Source organism: Polynucleobacter sp. JS-JIR-II-b4 (genome assembly GCF_018687815.1).
GTDB lineage: Bacteria > Pseudomonadota > Gammaproteobacteria > Burkholderiales > Burkholderiaceae > Polynucleobacter.
Map to the genome: position 1 here is coordinate 382,919 of NZ_CP061306.1, position 17,822 is coordinate 400,740.

Here is a 17,822-nt window from a genome sequence, read left to right on the forward strand (position 1 = left end):
TTAAACGCCAACGCAAAACTCTAATATTCATCATATAAGGCTAAAGTTGTCCGCAGATCTAAACGCAACTACTATTGAATTAAATTTGAGGCCAGTTGCAGGATACTGTTATGGCTCGACGCAGAAAAGTTGCCTAGGTTATATGATGGTCAATAAATTTTCTGCGGATTATATTAGTCGCATAACTCCCCATTTAAAAGAATACTTTTCTACTAATTTTCTTGAAGAAATTGAAAAGTCACCAATCACAAATGAATTGGATTTGTTGAATTGTTTCATGCGACTTGGAATCGAAGTTCAAAGGAAGTATGGCATCCCTGCATCTGATCAAGGCATGATTTTAAGGAAAATCACTACTAAATCTGGGCCCAATAAGTTTTTCGTATCTTTCCCTTACTGCAATCTGGTTGCCTTAGAGAAAACACTTAAATGGCTCTTAATGTTCTTTAATAAAGCCGCCAATATCTGCTTTTCTAATAAAGATGGACAGTCAATTAATGAAGCCTATTTAGATTTGGCTTTAAACCTGAAGCGACTAGTGAGTACTGGTCAAAATCATCCTTACATTATCGAGGCTGCTGTGCAATTGCGGCTTCCCATACTAAAAGATCTCCATGACTGGACAAGGATTGGAATTGGAGCTAAAGGCACTGATTTTTTTAGCTCAATCACTATGCATACTTCCTCAATAGGAGTGAGGTTGGTTAAAAATAAAATAAGAGCAGGGCAATGTTTAAGAGAAATGGGTTTTCCTTGTCCTGAGCATGTAATAGTTAAAGATGAATTGGCTGCCTGTGAGATGGCAAATAAAATGGGTTACCCAGTGGTGATCAAGCCAGTCGATCAAGATGCTGGTCTAGGAGTTTCTGCTGATATTAGCTCTGATGATATGGTCAAAATTGCATTTCAACATGCATCAAAGCATTCAAATTCGATTATGGTCGAAAAGCACTTTAATGGCCTTGGCCATCGATTACTTGTATTGCGTGGTAACGTAATTAAGGTGACTCAAAAACTTCCTTGGGGGGTAGTTGGAGATGGCAAAAGCTCAATTGAACAATTAGTAAAGTTTGATTTTGATGAAAGATACGGAAAAGAGGCTTTAAAAGGAAAGGTAACCTCAACCGACTCTTTTCCCACCCTAGATGAAGAAGCATTAAGTCTGCTGACTCAGTATGGACTTTCACCAAACTCTATCTTGGAGAGTCAACGTTTTTTTGCGCTAAAAAGAAAGAACAATGCTTCATCAGGTGGCAGTGTTGAAGTGATTCCCGTTGCAAATGTTCATCCAGACAATATTCATTTATGCGTCCGAGTAGCCTTGCTGTTTGGGTTAGATATCTGTGGAGTTGACCTTATCTTGCCGGATATTAAAAGATCCTGGCTAGAGGGCGGTGCCGTTATATGTGATGTTAATGCCCAGCCCCAGACAGATCCGCAAACTATCGTCAGTATTTTGGAGTCAATCATTGAGGACAATGGCAGAGTGCCAATGCATTTACTTCTGTATGAAGAGGCCGCCTTGCCTGATAGCGAACTTGACGCTTGCTTAAAAAAAATAAGTAATGAATTGAGTTGCAATGGAGTTTCCTCAAGACAAGCTGTTTATATCAATGGCTCGAAAGTGGCCATCAATTTGCGATCTAGTTTTCATGCAGCACGGATATTGATGCTTGATCGACAACTTTTGTCTGGGCTATGCGCTATTCCTTTTGGAGAATTGGTGAAGTTTGGTTTGCCAATCGATAGATTTGAAACCATCAGGATATTAAAAGCTGGTACCGATAATCTGTTGGGGGACGCCAATAACTCGGGTGATCGAAATGCATATACCCTCTCTCAGGTTATATCGATGATTAAACCCCATACCTCAAGCTTAATGATGTTGGGTTGAGCGATCTCTTTAGAAGCTCCATGCAGTGATATGTTTTAATATCCGATTTGAGATATTGGATTGGAGTTATAAAGTGAATGAGTGGATAGATAACTTATTTAGATATCCCGAACTGCAATCCATGGGGCATTGTCAGGACGCGGGGAATAGAGATTTAGGCTTGGGATGGTTGTACTATTCCCAAATCAGGCTGTTAAAGCCCAAGACTGTAGTGTGCATCGGATCCTGGCGTGGCTTTGTACCTCTGATTTTGGCTAAGGGACTTTTAGATAATGCCAACGGAGGAAAGCTGCACTTTATTGATCCATCCTTGGCGGATGATTTTTGGGTTGATCGAGCTAAGACCTTAAAGTGGTTTGAAAATTTTGGGTTGAATAATGTCGAACATTATCTTGCAACTACGCAAGATTTTATTGAAATGCCAGCGTATAAGCGGATTAAAAAAGTGAAGTTACTTTTTATTGATGGCTATCACAGCGCTAAGCAGGCAAAAATCGACTATGAGGCGTTCGAGAAAGTTTTGACACCTGATTCATCAGTGTTTTTTCATGACAGCATTAGAAAATTTGCTTCTGGAATTTATGGTGAGGATAAGGTGTACAACCATTCTGTCTATTCTTATATTCGCAAGCTAAAGAAAAGGCATGATTTGCAATGCATGGATTTTGATTTTGGGTCTGGAGTCACTTTAGTTAGGAAGGTTCCGACTCCTTAAGAAAAATCAAAGACTATGCGCCGCGAAACTTGGCGCATGTTTGCACACATACTGTTATTATTAGCTCCTAAAGCCGATGTGTTTATAGGTATCTATGACGGTTTGCGCCAGAAATTCAGAATCTAAATTCCCGATAGTGCCTATATAAGTTGGCAATGGAGGAAAATCCTAGAACAACAATTAGCACTGCAAATAGATATTCTGTATTGAGATAAGTGAATACGCTGAAACGAATCAAAATCACTGCGCCAATGAAAGTTGTGATTGATCCAAAAACAACCAGCTTGAAATTAGGGATAAATGCGCCCAGGGTAATGGCTATAAATACTAAATAGAGCTCCGAGACTAATTGGTCAGCTGTATTAAAAACCGTATTAGTAAATTCTGGATTAGTGAATTTGCCCAATACAGCTAACGCCAAAATACTTGCCAAAATAGCAAAGTTGAGCTTTGCCTTGACTAGAATTACTTTGAGTTGCTCGTTCATTTTTAAGAGCCGTTGCTATTAAATACAAGACTGATGCCTAGCCAAAGTATTACAAAGGCAACTAAAACAGTTGAACCAATTTTTTTCAGAAAATATTCTAGGGTATCCATATAGGCTTCATCACCTCTTCCAAAGTAATGATCAAAACGTTTCCAGAAAAGACGACCTACAACTAGCGGCAAGAGCATCGCAACTATTCCTAAAATAACGGTGAGTGTATTGTCCATATTAATTTCTAATCTCTCTTGCTAAATTCATAAATGTAGACCCGCCACTTAGGGAGTGGGGTCTTCTAGCTTTTGAGGGCCGGAAAGTCATACAGGATACAGGGGTTATTGATCAATATCGAATTTCTGAGATCAGCGTCTTGAACCCAGGAACCTAGAAGGTCGCAAAGATCGGCATCGTGTGGCATTTGCTTCTTGACCATGACGTGTGGCCAGTCACTTCCCCAAATCAAGCGATTCGGATTTGCCTCAATGACAGCATCGCTAAATGGGCGCATATCAACATAAGGAAGATCGTCATCACAAATGCGATAAGGTCCCGTCATCTTGACCCAGGCACGTTTATGCTTCATTAAATCGAGAAGCCCCTGAAATCCCTTATCGGCAACACCATACTTTACATGGGTATAACCAAAGTGACCGAATACTAAATCTACTGGAAAATCTTCGAAGGTCTTAGCAAGATCGGGATATTCATTCACGTGCATCAATAACTCTAGATGCCAGCCAAATGGTTGAATTCGTTTTGCTAGGTTTTTTAGTTGTTCAATTGGGAGTCCGGCAGATTTATCAGCGATATCGACAATATTGCAACGCAGCCCTCTTACTCCGGCCGCATGCAAGTCAGCAAGATCTTGATCCTTTACTTTATGGGGATCGTTAGAGATAACTGCAACACCTCTCAATTGCTGGGGGTTGGATTTCAGCGCAGCCAGCATCGCACGGTTGTCGGTGCCATACACGCTGGGTTGCACTAAAACAGCTCGATCCACTCCTAACATTTTTAAAAGCGTTTGATAGCTTTCAAGGGTGGCATCAGGCGGTGTATATATGCGCTCTTGTGCGTACGGAAATTGCGTAGCAAGACCACATACATGAGCATGGCAGTCCACAGACCCTGCCGGGAAATGGATCAGGGGTGAGCGTACTTCACTGCTCGGAGCTTGGCAAAGAGGCGCCAAATTACTGGGGTTCAATGGCTGCTTCTTTGGCGATCTTTTGATATTTACTCATTTCTTCGCGAACAAACTTTGTAAATTCTGCGGGACTCATTGGGGTTGCCTTGATACCTTTGCTTTCATAGGCGTTTTTGACTTCAGGGTCCTGCATTGCTTGATTAATATCTTGATTAATCTTTTTCACGATTGAAGGTGGTGTGGCTGCTGGCGCCCACACACCAAACCATAAGCCAATTTCAAAATTGGCATAGCCTTGTTCAGCAACACTCGGAATATCGGGAACTGCAGCATTACGTGTCTTGCTGGTGACTCCCAGGGCGCGCAATTTGCCGCCTTTGAGTTGACCAATGGCGGTATCCAAAGGAGCCATATAAAAAGCGGTGCGCCCAGACATCGTGTCCTGAATGGCTTCAGGCGATCCCTTGTAGGGAACGTGAATGAGTTTGATTCCCATGACTTGATTGAAATACTCAGCAGCTAGGTGGGTTGAACTGCCAACACCAGCAGATGCAAAAGTAATTTCATTGGGTTTGGATTTGGCTGCAATGACAAGTTCGCGAATAGATTGATAGGGACCATCTGCGGCGGTAATCATCACATAAGGTGTTTGCCCCAAAATGGCTACATCGACCAAACTCTTTAGTGGGTCGTATGGCAACTTCTTGTAGATTGCGGGATTGGCAGCATAAGAGGCTGATTGAACTAATAAGGTGTAACCATCGGGTTCAGAGTTCACAACCACTCCAGTGCCAATGAGTCCTCCAGCACCAGGCCGGTTTTCAACAATGACGGGTTGTTTCCAGGTTTCAGTGAGGCTTTTTGCTACGACCCGACCTGCAATATCGGCACCTGAGCCTGTAGTTAGGGGTACGATCATTTTTACGGAGCGGTTGGGGTAGCTTTGCGCGTTGGCAAGGCTCAGCCCAAAAGCAAGGCATAACGCAAGGATAAGATTATTGCGCTTATGGGTGCCTCTCCCGCACTTGGGTGTTGTAAACATCTTGTCTCCTTAGTATTTTTATAGTTTCATTGGATAATCTAACATGCTCTGACAAATAGATAAATAGAACTTGAGATAGGGTGGAAATAAATGACTCAAATGCAGGATCAGAAAATCATTAAGGTAAATGGTGTCGATGTTGCCTATAGCTTTGATGGCCCCAAAGACGGCCCCGTTTTATTGGTCGCCAATAGTTTGATGGCTAATGGCAGCATGTGGGATGGCAATGTTCCTGCACTAGCAGATCGCTATCGCGTATTGCGCTATGATAAAAGAGGACATGGGGGCTCTGGTCTTAGCGCTGGTCCTTACACCATTGCTCAATTGGCGGATGATGCTATCGGATTGCTAGATGCTCTTGGCATTCAGAAAGTGCACTTCATGGGTTTATCGATTGGCGGCATGATCGGTCAGCAGCTAGGAGCTCGCTTTCCTGACCGCATCCTTTCGTTGTCACTTTGTAATACCGCCTCAGAAATGCCACCACGTAGTTTGTGGGAGGAGCGTTTTGAAATTGCGCGCTCACAAGGGATTGCTGGATTGGTGGAGGGCACGATTAAGCGCTGGTTTACCGCTCCATTTATTGAGCGTGCCCCTCAAGAAATTGAGAAGGTGCGCCAAATGATTTTGGGTACCAACGTTGAGGGCTATATGGCTTGCGGTAGTGCGGTACGAGATATGGCGCAAAGTACAATGTTGCTTAAGATTAAGACACCCACCCTAGTGCTGTCAGGGCGCGATGATCCAGCTTGTACAGTTGATCAAGGTATTGTTTTGCATCGCTTAATAGATCACTCCAAAATGGTGATACTAGAAGAGGCGGCACATTTATCGAATATTGAGCAGCCAGAAGCTTTTAACAAAACGGTGCGTCAATTTATAGATTCTGTTGAAGACACTTTGTAATTGCTTAGCATTATTTAGATTTTATTAATAACATTCATTTAAAAAAGGTACCTTTATGGCCGAACTATCAAATGCTCAGATTCAAGAGCTCCGTGCAAAAGTATTGGGTGCAGCAGCAAAAATTCCCGGCGCATTAATTGGCCTTGGAATTTTATTTATCGTATTAGGCATGATTGGCATTGCAGGCCAAACCTTGTTTTCTTTTATCTCGGTTAATGTCTTGGGAATTTTCTTGTTCGCGGGCGGTATTCTCCAAGGTGCGCACGCTCTTAAATCACAAGGTTGGAAAAGCGTAGGCATTCAACTGATCTTGGCAGCGCTTTATATTGCTGCAGCAATCTTTACCTGGGCGTTTCCAATTCCAGCACTTGAGGCAATTACTTTATGGCTAGCTGCAATCTTTTTTGTGACTGGTGTACTGCGCTTGATCTCAGCATTTCAGCATCGTCATTTTCGCGAATGGTTCTGGTTGGTTTTGTCATCAGCAATTTCCATCTTGATGGGCGTTCTCATCATGAACGGCTATCCCGACTCTAGCCTTTGGCTTCCAGGCATGTTGATTGCGATTGAATTGCTGTTGCAAGGTTGGTCATTGTTGTTTATTGGTTTGGCAGCACGCTCACTCACGAAATAACTAACCAAGCAAGTAATTTGATCAAGAACAGGAGACCTTCATCATGACAATGAAAAAAACAGATCTCTATAAAAACTTGGCTTTGAAAACTGCGCAGGGAATGAAAAACGCTGCTAAGAATCCTAAGTTGGGTGCAGATGAGAAGGCAAAATCCAAAAAAGAACTAGCAAGCGCCAATCCCTTGCTAGCTTCTCTGATGGGCAAGACTAAGTCTAAGTAGTTGCCTGCTTAGTTATCTGAAATGCGTCAAGGGACACTCTCCAGTTTTTGTCTTTTGACGCTTATTTTGCTCGTTCCGCAGTATGGGGCGATTGCACAAGTTGCGCCACCTCCGGATTACGATCAAAAGCTCAGTGATGTTGTTGTCAATGCAACGCGTTCAGGTACTCCGCTTGATCAGATGTCCTTAAATACTACCATCCTGACTAAGGAGGTTTTAGAGGCCTCTCCTGACCAAACAATTGACCAAGTACTTAAGAATGTCCCTGGAGTTTTTCTAAATGATGTGCCCTACTATCAAAAAGATCCAACAGGGCAGAGTATTAATGTGCGCGGCTTGGGTTACGGTCGCACTCTTGTCTTAATAGATGGCCTGCCTGCGAATGATGCCTTTTATGGAACGGTTCAATGGAATTTAGTTCCCATGTCCTCAATTGAATCTGTGGAATTTGTGCGTGGTGGCGTTTCTAGTTTGTGGGGTAACTATGGCATGGGCGGTGTCATTAATATTAATACTAAGACACCCAAAAATAGCTCCCAAGATGTATCTGCTAGCTACGGATCATTTGCCACCGGCAATGTTGCAGCATCAAAAGATTTAATTGTTTCGGATGCCATGCAGATGCGTTTCTCGGCAGACTACTTCTCGAGCGAAGGTTTTCAGAATTACGCCACGATTTCACCGGGATCGCCAGGTAATATTAAAAATGGTATGGGTACAGATGCCGTCAAGAATTCGAATATCCGGTTGCAAAATTACTTCAAACCCACTCAAGATACGAATGCCTTTTTGAGATTAGGCTATAGCACGATGGCAGATTTAAGTAATAACTATGCGATTGCCCCTAATTTGATTCAGATGGCAGATGTAGCGGGAGGCTCTACTACTAATCTGGATGTCAATAAAAAAGTGCAGGTCAATGTTTACTACCAAGCAACTAATTTCTATAAGCAAACTGCCAACAATTTAGCGGCGCCATCATATAAACCATACATCAATGCTAATTACACGGATCCTTATTCCACGGTAGGTGCATCAGCGCAATATACGCATGATCTAAATTTTGCTGGAATAGACCAATACATCGTAGGGCTTGATGCCAGAAATATTTCCGCATCCAATCAGACGAATAATCTTGCTTCATCGGGTGCTGTGAACTCTGTAAGTTATGCTCAGGGTCAGCAAAACTTTTATGGATTATTGGGCCAGATTAAATCCAGTGCAAGTGCAATTCCTCTTGAGGCAACTCTAGGTGCGCGCGTGGATGCTTGGAACAGCCAAACCCCAACCTCATACAACACTGGCGCCAATGGCGTAAACCCTTTGTACCAAGCTATACCTAACCAGAGTAAAACGCAATTGAGTCCATCTTTGGGCTTACTCTACAAGGCAACGTCAAATTGGGATTTGCGCGGCGCTGCTTATCAAGCCTTCCATGCGCCCAGTATGAATAACACTCTACGCAGTTATGGTAACTCTGTGAGCGGCTATTCGTTAGCAAATCCGAATTTAACGCCTGAAACGATGACGGGTTATGAAGTTGGAACGGACTATCGATGGAAGAGTGGCTTTGCGCAATTAACTGCTTTTAATAACTACATTCAAAATGCAATTGCCAGTTATAAGATCACCAATGCAAATGTAGCTTTTGCAACTGGTCTATGTGCAGCGGTAGGTATTTCGGGTTGTAGTGCGAGTACGGGTGGCTTCACAAACGTCAGCTACTACACAAACCAGCAAAATTTATTAAGTCGTGGTATTGAGCTGCAGTATCACCACGATGTAAATGCGCAGTGGGCTTTGGATGGTGGTTATAGCTACACCAACACCATCCTGACTTGGAGTGCTACAACTGACCCTATTAATACCCAGGTTGGCGGTGTTCCAAAAAATATGGCTAATGCTGGCATTACTTATTACCCAGTTCCGCAAGCCAGCCTCACCACAACAGTTCGATATGTCGGTAATTCTTGGATGTCTACGGGCTCACTGCCGGTACCTGCTTATGCGGTTGTAGGTATGAGAGCCAACTATCAAGTAACACAGCAGGCCTCTGTTTATGCTTCAGTGGTTAACTTATTTAATCGGCAGTACGTGACATTTAATATCGCCTCTCAAGCATCAGCCTATCAGGCGGGTATGCCGCAAGCAATTACTGTGGGTGCTCGACTTCAGTTTTAAGTTGTTATTTTGTTGCGCTGCAGTAGATTGAATGGGTTAAATTAGATACACAAAAATGCTATAGCATTGCTTTATCCAAAAAATAAACAAAATCATGGGAGATTCAGAATGAAGTACAGCACAAAGAACAGCGCTCTTCACGCATTAATGCTTGCTGCCGGTTTGGCAGTTGTTAGCATTGCGGGCGCGCAGGCTCCGGCCGCTCCACCAGCTAGCGGTATTCCGCCAACCTGGGCCCAAGGTAGAACGGCTGATGGTATGAATCCTTCATTGGCGCCTAATCCTCCTGGTATCTCTGCGATGCCTGCGGATGAGATCCCTGTTAGCAAGCTCAAAGTTCCTGCGGGCTTTAAGGTAGAGCTGTGGGCATCGGGCATGCCTAATGGCCGCTCCATGACTGAGTCTCCAAGTGGCACTGTTTATGTGGGCACTCGCTTTACTGGAAATGTCTATGCGGTAGTGACAAAAGATGGCAAACGCGAAGTGAAGACAATTGCCAAAGGCTTGCATCGTCCTAATGGCGTTGCATTTGTGAATGGCTCGCTTTATGTTGCTGAACTCTCACGCATTATTCGCTATGACAATATTGAAAAGAACTTAGATAATCCACCGGCACCAGTGGTGGTATTCGATGCACTCCCTAAAGACGAGCCGCATGGTTGGAAGTTCATGACATTAAGCCCTGACGGACAGTATTTGTATTTCCAGATCGGTACACCAGCTAATATTGTTGTACCGCCATCTACTCATGCTGCGATAGTACGCTTGAACTTAAAAACTAATATTTTGGAATACGTGGCTACTGGTGTTCGTAATAGCGTTGGCATGGATTTCCAAAAGGGTACGAAAGAGCTTTGGTTTACCAATAATGGCCGTGATTGGGTAGATGAGAGCCTACCAAACGACACCTTAAATCGATTGGCTCATAAAGGGATGAACTTCGGCTATCCGTTCTGCCATCAAGGCGACTTCTTGGATCCTGAGTTCGGTAAGGGCCGTTCATGCGATGAGTTTGATAAGCCAGAAATGAAACTAGGTGCTCACGTTGCTGCTTTGGGTATGCGTTTTTATAACGGCAATATGTTCCCAGCAGAATACAAAGGCAACATCTTTATTGCTGAGCATGGCTCTTGGAATAAAACGAAGAAATCCGGCTATCAAGTGGTACGCGTAGTTTTGGATGGCAAGAACAAACCAGTCAAGCTAGAGCCATTCATTACCGGTTGGCTTGAGGGTGAAAATTTCTGGGGTCGTCCAGTAGATGTACAAATGCTTAAAGACGGATCGATGCTGGTATCGGATGATGAGACTGGTGCAATCTTCCGCGTGTCATACGGCAAATGAAATTCGTAATTAGCACTAAGGCCATCCTCGTGGTGGCCTTTTTTAATCTCTCTTTTCTGTCGTTGAATGCATCTGCTGCGCCACCTGATGCTGCTGCAGGTAAAGTCAAAGCACAAAGCTGCTTTGCTTGTCATGGTGAAAATGGCATTGGCATCTCTCCAGAGATTCCGAATCTTGCTGCACAACCGCCCCTCTCAATAACGTATCAACTGATTCAGTTTAGGGGGCAGCAGCGTAATGGTGGGGCAATGGCAGCGCTTGCGGCCGGCTTAAGCGACCAGGACATGCGCGATATTGCTGCTTACTATGCTAGCTTGCCTGCGCCGCCTGCAAAATCAGGTAACGCCGATCAAATTGCCAAAGGGCAACAAATCTCTAGTACCCAGTATTGCAACTCCTGTCATGGTCCGCAGTTTCAGGGTCAGAAACACATTGCACGATTGGCTGGGCAATCCAAGGAATACCTCGTTACTCAACTGAAGAATATTCGATCTGGTGTGCGAATTGATATGGATGGCACAATGGGAAGTGCGGCACGTGGCCTCAGCGATGATGATATTGATGCCTTGGCTGCATATGCTGCTTCTTTGAAGTAGTTCTAGCAATCCCTAATCAACTCTTTACTCAATATTCTCATTGCAGTCCAAAAACCATTTTCTTCTCGTCGATTTTTTAAAGACCTTCGCAGCCTTAATCATCATCCTGCATCATTTCTCGAGTTATGGGCAAATTGCAGAAGATGCACGGCTGCTACTCCCGGTGGCAATGACTTGGTTATTTGAGTATGGTCGGTACGCAGTGCAAATCTTTTTAGTGATGGGCGGCTATTTGGCAGCCCAATCATTGACTCGTTCCACTGACCTGAAGAATGTCCGCAATGTGTTGAAGGTAATCTTTAATCGTTACCTGCGATTGTTTGCACCCTATGTAGTAGCGCTGATTCTAACGATTTTGTGTGCCTGGATTGCGCGCTTTTGGGTTCAAGATGAATTTGTTGGTGAATCAGAAACACTGGGGCAGTTCTTAGCCCATTTATTTTTTCTACAAGGGATCTTAGGTTTAGATTCGATTTCTGCTGGCGTTTGGTATGTGGCAATTGATTGGCAGCTTTATGCCATTCTGGCAATCATGTTGAGCATGTTCTCCAGTTTTCGTTCCCTGATATGGATTCTGTTGGTGCTCTGCGTAGCATCCTTACTATTTTTTAATCGCTCTGGTGCTTATGAAAACTATTTCATTTACTTTATGGGAGCTTATGGACTTGGGGTACTGGCACAGCTTTGTAAAAACTATCCTGACCCTAAAGTAAATCGATTTGCCAAAATGATGTTTGTAGGGATTGGTGTAGTTATCGTTGTTTCAAGCTTTCACCAATTTTGGCTCAGAAATATATTGGCCTACATAGTGGCCATTGCCCTTATCCTATGGGGGGACTCGGCTTACAAAGATCAGAAGCAAGATCAGAAGCGTCCTCAACATCAGTCTAGAAAACATAAGCTAGTAAATGTCATTCTCTGGGGAAGCAGAAGATCGTACTGTGCTTTCTTGGTTCATTTCTCGTTTGTATTACTGGCAAATACGCTATATATCGCCTGGGGAATGAGTCGCCCTCATGATGGTGTCATGGCGCTTGCTTTGATGTTGGTTGCTGTAGTAGCTAGTTGGTTAGCAGCAACCTATCTTTATCGCTGGGTGGAAGTACCAGCCCGCAAGATTAGACTTTAAAGACCCATATCTTTAAGAACGCGGAAAATTTCGCGGTAGGCCTTAGGTGGCTTGTTTAGTTCTTTCTCACGACGCGCATTGCGAATTAAAGTGCGCATATTCTGAATATCCATATCGGGATATTGTTCAATCATCTTGGTGAAGGCTTCATCGTTTGCAATGAGTCTATCGCGATAGCTCTCTAAAAAATGTAACTTAGCGGTCTCAGCTTTACTAACACCCTGAATCGCATCCAAACGTTTCTGAATCGCATCTAATTCTTCATCATCCAAAAAACGCATGAGTTTGCCAAGATATTGCTTATGACGACGAATCGCCTCAAAACTCTTAATCTTATTTGTCTCGGCAATAGCGGTTTTAATTGCCTCATCCAAGGGGATGCTCTTTAAGGCGTCGCTACTCAGGGCAGCCAAAACTTCCGCCAATTTCTGGCGCTCTGTCATTTGGCGCTTTAGCTCAGACTTGCTGGGCCCTTCATCAGCCTCAACTAGCTTGGGAGTGCGATTTTTCTCATTAATATGCATACCCTCATTTTAGACTGCTATTTGCAGCGCCTATAGGGATGCCTAATTTGCAAGATTGGTAAATAATAGGCGCTCAGGGCGAGGAATCCTGCGAACCATTGAATAACGCCTTATTAGACGCATACAACATGACTCAAGCAAATACTTACGACTACATCATTATTGGGGCAGGCAGTGCTGGCTGCATGTTGGCTAAGCGTTTAACTGAAAATCCCAACAAGAAGGTCTTGTTGATTGAGGCTGGCAAAAACGATAACTACATCTGGATTCATATTCCAGTGGGGTATTTGTATTGCATTGATAACCCAAGGGCAGATTGGCGCTTTAAAACAGCTGCTGAAAAAGGTTTGAATGGTCGCTCGTTGTTGTATCCCCGCGGGCGCGTTTTAGGTGGATGCTCATCTATTAATGGCATGATTTATATGCGCGGCCAGGCGGGTGATTATGAGTCTTGGGTGCAAGCAACTGGCGATGAGTCTTGGTCTTGGGAAAACGCACTGAAGCGCTACAAATCCTTTGAGGATTACCACAGCGCTGCAAATGAGTGGCATGGCAAAAGTGGTGAGTGGACTGTTTCTAAGCAGCGCTTACGTTGGCCCATCATGGATCGATTTAAGGATGCTGCAGTTCAGGCGGGCATTCCAGCCTCGGAAGACTTCAATCGTGGCGATAACTTTGGCGTAGGCTACTTTGACGTGAGTCAGCGCGCTGGTTGGCGCTTAAATACTTCCAAGGCTTTTTTAAGAGATGCTGCCAAGCGCAGTAATCTCACTGTTATTACTGAAGCCATAGTGACTAAACTCAAAATTGATCCTGTTACTAAAAATTGTCTTGGGGTTGAGTATTTAAAGAATGGGATTGCCACTGAGGCTCTCTGTGCAATCGAGCAGGGTGGTGAAGTATTGCTCAGTGCTGGTGCAATTGGTAGCGTGCAAATTCTAGAGCGCTCCGGTGTTGGCGCGTCTGCACATTTAAAGCAATTGGGTATCCCCGTCATTGCTGATCTCCCTGGAGTTGGTGAGAATCTCCAAGACCATCTTCAGTTACGCATGGTTTACAAAGTGAATGGGATTAAGACCTTAAATACCAAAGCCAATACGCTATGGGGCAAGATGATGATTGGCTTGGAGTATGTACTCAAGCGCTCCGGACCAATGTCGATGGCACCATCCCAGCTCGGTGCATTTGCTTATAGTTCGCCAGAACAAAAGCGCGCCAATGTGGAATATCACGTGCAACCTTTGTCATTGGAAAAGTTTGGTGAAGACTTGCATTCGTTTAATGCATTTACTGCGAGTGTCTGTAACTTGCGTCCGACTTCGCGCGGTAGTGTGCACATCAACTCAATTAACCCAGAAGCGCCACCAGTAATTAGCCCCAATTATTTATCAACAGAGGAAGACCGTAAGGTAGCAGCAGAATCTTTGCGCCTTACTCGCAAGATTGTGGAACAGGCTGCGTTGGGACCATACACGCCAGAAGAATATAAGCCTGGTGCGCAATATCAAACTGATGCGCAATTAATCAAAGCGGCTGGTGATATAGGAACCACCATCTTTCATCCAGTTGGCACTTGCAAAATGGGTCGTGATGACGACTCCATGGCAGTGCTTGACTCAGAATTACGCGTGAGGGGCATTCATCATCTACGCGTAGTGGATGCTTCAGCCATGCCAACAATTACCTCGGGTAATACCGCCGCACCTACGATGATGATTGCGCAGCGTGTCGCAGAATTACTGACGCGTGCCTAAGACTTCACAGAAAAGCTATTCATTACCCGCTAGTCATTTATTGCTAGCGTTGGCTATTGTGGCGGTATGGGGCACGAACTTTGTAGTCATTAAATTGTCACTCGCAGCTTTTCCACCATTTTTGTTCGCTGCACTGAGGTATACCTTTGCATTTCTTCCGTTGGTCTTCTTTGTGCCAAGACCCAAAACATCTTGGGTCAATCTTTGTATTTATGGTTTGGCAGTAGGTGTGGGACAGTTCGGAGTTCTGTACTTTGCGATCGATGGCCGAATCTCCCCGGGCCTAGCTTCTCTGGTGATCCAAACTCAGGTATTTTTTACTATCGGCTTTGCAATGTTTTTTGCCAAAGAGCGTTTGCGTACTTACCAAATGCTGGCGGTATTAGTTGCTATGACTGGTTTGGGAATTATTGCGCTGCACACAGATGCCACAACCACCTTCTTGGGTCTTGCCTTGGTGGTATTCACTGGCTTTTCTTGGGGGGTTGCCAATACGGTTAGTCGAAGGGCAGGTTCCATCAATATGCTGGCCTACGTGGTTTGGGCGAGCGCTTTTGCGATTCCTCCCTTATTTGCAATTTCCTTCCTTTTTGAGGGCGGGTGGGAGCATATGAGCACTTCTTTAACCTCAGCACCAGTAGGGGCATGGGCTGGTGTTCTTTGGCAGTCTTGGGGAAACACCATCTTTGGTTATTCGGCTTGGGCCTGGCTTCTTTCCAAGCATCCAGCGGCAGTGGTGGCACCTGCGCCTTTGCTGGTGCCTGTTTTTGGCATGGGGGCAGCAGCCTATTTCCTGGGGGAGTCTTTGCCTCTCTGGAAGATCCTGGCAGCAGGCTTGGTGATCGTTGGGCTAATCATCAACCTTTTTTGGCCAAACATTGAACGCAGCCTGAAACGGCAATTTTTATAAGCCTCTAGAGCTAATGTAAAACCCTAATACAAAGCCCTTTTTTTGCCTTTGTATTAACAGTAAGATAACTGTTCGTTTCGGTTTTACCTATAAAAAAGTATTTATTAATTAGCAATTTTTAGTCATGGAGACTTTATGAACATTCGTCATCACATTTTTGCAGTAGCCGCTGCTGCAATGCTTACAACCGGCGCTTATGCTGCCGATATCAAACTTGGTGTTGCAGGTCCGTTTACTGGTGGTTCATCCTCAATGGGTGTCAGTATGCGTGACGGTGTTCGCCTTGCTGCAAAAGAAATTAATGCTGCTGGTGGTATCAACGGCAACAAAATCGTTTTGGTTGAGCGCGATGATGAAGCGAAAAACGAGCGTGGTGTTCAAATTGCACAAGAATTGATTAACAACGAGAAAGTAGTTGCTACTTTGGGTTACATCAATACCGGTGTTGCATTGGCTTCACAACGATTTTATCAAGAAGCAAAGATTCCAGTATTCAACAACGTTGCAACAGGTACATTGATTACTCATCAGTTTCCAAATGCTGCTGAAAACTATGTTTTCCGTAATGCTGCAGCTGACAATATTCAAGCACCAATGATCGCTAAAGAAGCGGTTGAGAAGCGCGGCTTGAAAAAAGTGGCAATTTTGGCTGACTCAACAAACTACGGCCAGTTAGGCCGCGAGGACTTAGAGAAGGCATTGAAAGGTTACGGCGTAACTCCAGTTGCAACTGAAAAGTTCAATATTGGTGACGTCGATATGACTTCACAGTTGCTCAAAGCAAAAAATGCTGGTGCTGATGTTGTTTTGACATACGCAATTGGACCAGAGTTGGCACAAATTGCTAACGGTATGGCGAAGTTGGGTTGGAAAAAACCAATGATCGGTAGCTGGACATTATCTATGGCTAGCTTTATTGATACAGCCGGTAAAAATGGTGATGGCGCAACAATGCCAGAAACTTTCATTCAACAGCCTGCAACAACTCCAAAGCGCAAAGCTTTCGTTGAGGCTTACTTGAAAGACTTCAAACCTAAGAATGGCATCATTGCTTCCCCAGTTTCTGCTGCCCAAGGGTATGACTCTGTTTATTTGTTGGCTGCCGCTATCAAGCAGGCAAACAGCACAGAGGGACCAAAGATTTTGGCAGCATTGCAAGATCTCAAGACTCCAGTTGAAGGCGTTGTGATTACTTACAACAAGCCATTTACTGCAACTGACCATGATGCTATTAAGGCAAAAGACGTGGTTATGGGCGTAGTTGAAAGCGGTCGCGTCCAGTTCTTGAATGCTGAAGACGCAACAGCGAAAAAGAAGTAATTTAAGCTCTAGGGCAGGTAATCTAAATAATTATTTTGCACTGCAGCATTAGATAAAGCAAAACGCCGCCTACAAGCGGCGTTTTGCTTACAATGTCGGATTCGTTAATAAAACAGTTTTTAGAATATTTAGGCCAATAACATGGACATGTTTGCACAAATCCTCTCGAGCGGCATAGCGGTGGGGATGATCTACGCGGTCATCGCTTTCGGCTTTCAGCTCACATTTGCCACATCTGGCACCTTGAACTTCGGTCAGGGTGAGGCGCTGATGTTAGGTGCTCTTGTAGGTTTAACTTGCGTAGATACCTTTGGCATGAACTACTGGGTGATGATTCCAGTCGTTTGCTTATTCGGAATGATTCAAGGTAGCTTTGTTGAGCTGATCGGTGTGCGTCCTGCAATCAAGATTAAATCTGAGTTTGGTTGGATTATGTCTACTATCGCGCTCGGTATTATTTTCAAGAACGTGGCTGAAAATATTTGGGGTCGTGATGCATTGCCATTTCCATCGCCACTACCAATGGAGCCAATGAGTTTCTTGGGCGCAAATATTCTCCCAATGGAAATCTTGGTTGTCGTTGGTGCGTTAGTGATGATGTTGTTGGTGGAGTTCTTTAACCGCAAAACTATTTACGGTAAGGCGGTTGTTGCTACAGCAAACGACCGTGATGCTGCTGGCTTGATGGGTATTAATACCAGCGTAGTAATTACCTTCTCCTATGCACTTTCTTCTTTAACTGCAGCGTTTGCAGGCGTATTGATTGCGCCGTTAACTTTGACTGGCGCAACCATGGGTGGTGCGTTAGGTTTGAAGGCTTTTGCTGTAGCGATTATTGGCGGCTTATCTAGCGGCCTTGGCATTATTGTTGGTGGCTTGATTCTCGGAATCGTAGAAACAGCAACTGGTTTTTATATCTCTACTGGTTACAAAGATGTGCCTGGTTTGATTTTGTTATTGCTCGTGTTGGCGTACAAACCATCTGGTCTCTTCGGCAAATCTGCGATTAAGAAAGTTTAATG

18 protein-coding genes are annotated in these 17,822 nt (G+C 44.2%); 13 read left to right on the plus strand and 5 right to left on the minus strand.

The features are described from left to right. Window positions 1-142: 142 nt before the first annotated feature. Window positions 143-1,894 carry a hypothetical protein gene (locus ICV90_RS01950; RefSeq protein ID WP_215359253.1) on the plus strand — a complete coding sequence of 584 codons (1,752 nt, stop codon included), beginning with the start codon at window positions 143-145 and terminating at the stop codon, window positions 1,892-1,894. A gap of 73 nt (window positions 1,895-1,967) precedes the next feature. Continuing rightward, a complete protein-coding gene (locus tag ICV90_RS01955) occupies window positions 1,968-2,609 on the plus strand; it encodes a class I SAM-dependent methyltransferase (RefSeq protein ID WP_215359255.1) in 642 nt (213 codons plus the stop codon). Between the two features lie 115 nt (window positions 2,610-2,724). Here the strand turns inward: ICV90_RS01955 and ICV90_RS01960 are convergent, their stop codons facing one another. The 4 genes from ICV90_RS01960 to ICV90_RS01975 all read right to left on the minus strand — a co-directional run bounded on the left by ICV90_RS01960 (window position 2,725) and on the right by ICV90_RS01975 (window position 5,282). Next, window positions 2,725-3,096: a hypothetical protein gene (locus ICV90_RS01960; RefSeq protein ID WP_215359257.1), complete on the minus strand. Its 372-nt coding sequence runs from the start codon at window positions 3,094-3,096 to the stop codon at window positions 2,725-2,727. Between the two features lie 2 nt (window positions 3,097-3,098). Next, window positions 3,099-3,323, minus strand: a complete 225-nt coding sequence (locus ICV90_RS01965) for a hypothetical protein (protein ID WP_215359259.1) — start codon at window positions 3,321-3,323, stop codon at window positions 3,099-3,101. Window positions 3,324-3,388: 65 nt separating this feature from the next. Continuing rightward, complete coding sequence (locus tag ICV90_RS01970; protein ID WP_215359261.1) at window positions 3,389-4,300, minus strand: amidohydrolase; 912 nt, start codon at window positions 4,298-4,300, stop codon at window positions 3,389-3,391. Continuing rightward, window positions 4,287-5,282: a tripartite tricarboxylate transporter substrate binding protein gene (locus ICV90_RS01975; RefSeq protein ID WP_215359262.1), complete on the minus strand. Its 996-nt coding sequence runs from the start codon at window positions 5,280-5,282 to the stop codon at window positions 4,287-4,289. Before ICV90_RS01975 ends, ICV90_RS01970 begins: the two co-directional genes overlap by 14 nt. A 90-nt stretch (window positions 5,283-5,372) precedes the next feature. On the opposite strand from ICV90_RS01975, the gene pcaD reads away from it, so the two are divergent. The 7 genes from pcaD to ICV90_RS02010 all read left to right on the plus strand — a co-directional run bounded on the left by pcaD (window position 5,373) and on the right by ICV90_RS02010 (window position 12,292). Then, window positions 5,373-6,188 carry a 3-oxoadipate enol-lactonase gene (gene pcaD, locus ICV90_RS01980; RefSeq protein ID WP_215359264.1) on the plus strand — a complete coding sequence of 272 codons (816 nt, stop codon included), beginning with the start codon at window positions 5,373-5,375 and terminating at the stop codon, window positions 6,186-6,188. A 55-nt stretch (window positions 6,189-6,243) separates the two neighbouring features. Further along, window positions 6,244-6,822 (plus strand): HdeD family acid-resistance protein, encoded by a 579-nt coding sequence (locus ICV90_RS01985; protein ID WP_215359266.1) that lies wholly within the window; start codon window positions 6,244-6,246, stop codon window positions 6,820-6,822. A gap of 43 nt (window positions 6,823-6,865) precedes the next feature. Then, window positions 6,866-7,042, plus strand: a complete 177-nt coding sequence (locus ICV90_RS01990; protein WP_215359267.1) for a hypothetical protein — start codon at window positions 6,866-6,868, stop codon at window positions 7,040-7,042. 66 nt (window positions 7,043-7,108) lie between these two features. Next, window positions 7,109-9,223 carry a TonB-dependent receptor gene (locus tag ICV90_RS01995; RefSeq protein WP_215359269.1) on the plus strand — a complete coding sequence of 705 codons (2,115 nt, stop codon included), beginning with the start codon at window positions 7,109-7,111 and terminating at the stop codon, window positions 9,221-9,223. A 108-nt stretch (window positions 9,224-9,331) separates the two neighbouring features. Continuing rightward, the gene (locus ICV90_RS02000) at window positions 9,332-10,567 is read left to right on the plus strand and encodes a sorbosone dehydrogenase family protein (protein WP_251367763.1); all 1,236 of its coding nucleotides are present in this window, start codon (window positions 9,332-9,334) and stop codon (window positions 10,565-10,567) included. Next, complete coding sequence (locus ICV90_RS02005; protein ID WP_215359271.1) at window positions 10,564-11,163, plus strand: c-type cytochrome; 600 nt, start codon at window positions 10,564-10,566, stop codon at window positions 11,161-11,163. The genes ICV90_RS02000 and ICV90_RS02005 overlap by 4 nt, the downstream gene beginning before the upstream one ends. Window positions 11,164-11,203: 40 nt before the next feature. Beyond that, complete coding sequence (locus ICV90_RS02010; RefSeq protein ID WP_215359273.1) at window positions 11,204-12,292, plus strand: acyltransferase; 1,089 nt, start codon at window positions 11,204-11,206, stop codon at window positions 12,290-12,292. Here the strand turns inward: ICV90_RS02010 and yjgA are convergent. Next, entirely contained in the window at window positions 12,289-12,816 is a 528-nt protein-coding gene (gene yjgA / locus ICV90_RS02015) for a ribosome biogenesis factor YjgA (protein WP_215359275.1), read from the minus strand. The genes ICV90_RS02010 and yjgA overlap by 4 nt on opposite strands. A 128-nt stretch (window positions 12,817-12,944) precedes the next feature. Between yjgA and ICV90_RS02020 the strand changes: the two genes are divergently transcribed. The 4 genes from ICV90_RS02020 to ICV90_RS02035 all read left to right on the plus strand — a co-directional run bounded on the left by ICV90_RS02020 (window position 12,945) and on the right by ICV90_RS02035 (window position 17,820). Continuing rightward, window positions 12,945-14,570, plus strand: coding sequence for a GMC family oxidoreductase (locus tag ICV90_RS02020; protein ID WP_215359277.1), 1,626 nt, complete (start codon window positions 12,945-12,947; stop codon window positions 14,568-14,570). Continuing rightward, window positions 14,563-15,480: an EamA family transporter gene (locus ICV90_RS02025; protein WP_215359279.1), complete on the plus strand. Its 918-nt coding sequence runs from the start codon at window positions 14,563-14,565 to the stop codon at window positions 15,478-15,480. The genes ICV90_RS02020 and ICV90_RS02025 overlap by 8 nt, the downstream gene beginning before the upstream one ends. A gap of 135 nt (window positions 15,481-15,615) precedes the next feature. Next, window positions 15,616-16,800, plus strand: coding sequence for an ABC transporter substrate-binding protein (locus tag ICV90_RS02030; RefSeq protein ID WP_215359281.1), 1,185 nt, complete (start codon window positions 15,616-15,618; stop codon window positions 16,798-16,800). A 141-nt stretch (window positions 16,801-16,941) separates the two neighbouring features. Continuing rightward, on the plus strand, window positions 16,942-17,820 hold the full coding sequence (locus tag ICV90_RS02035; RefSeq protein ID WP_215359283.1) for a branched-chain amino acid ABC transporter permease: 879 nt from the start codon (window positions 16,942-16,944) through the stop codon (window positions 17,818-17,820). The last annotated feature ends 2 nt before the right edge of the window (window positions 17,821-17,822 follow it).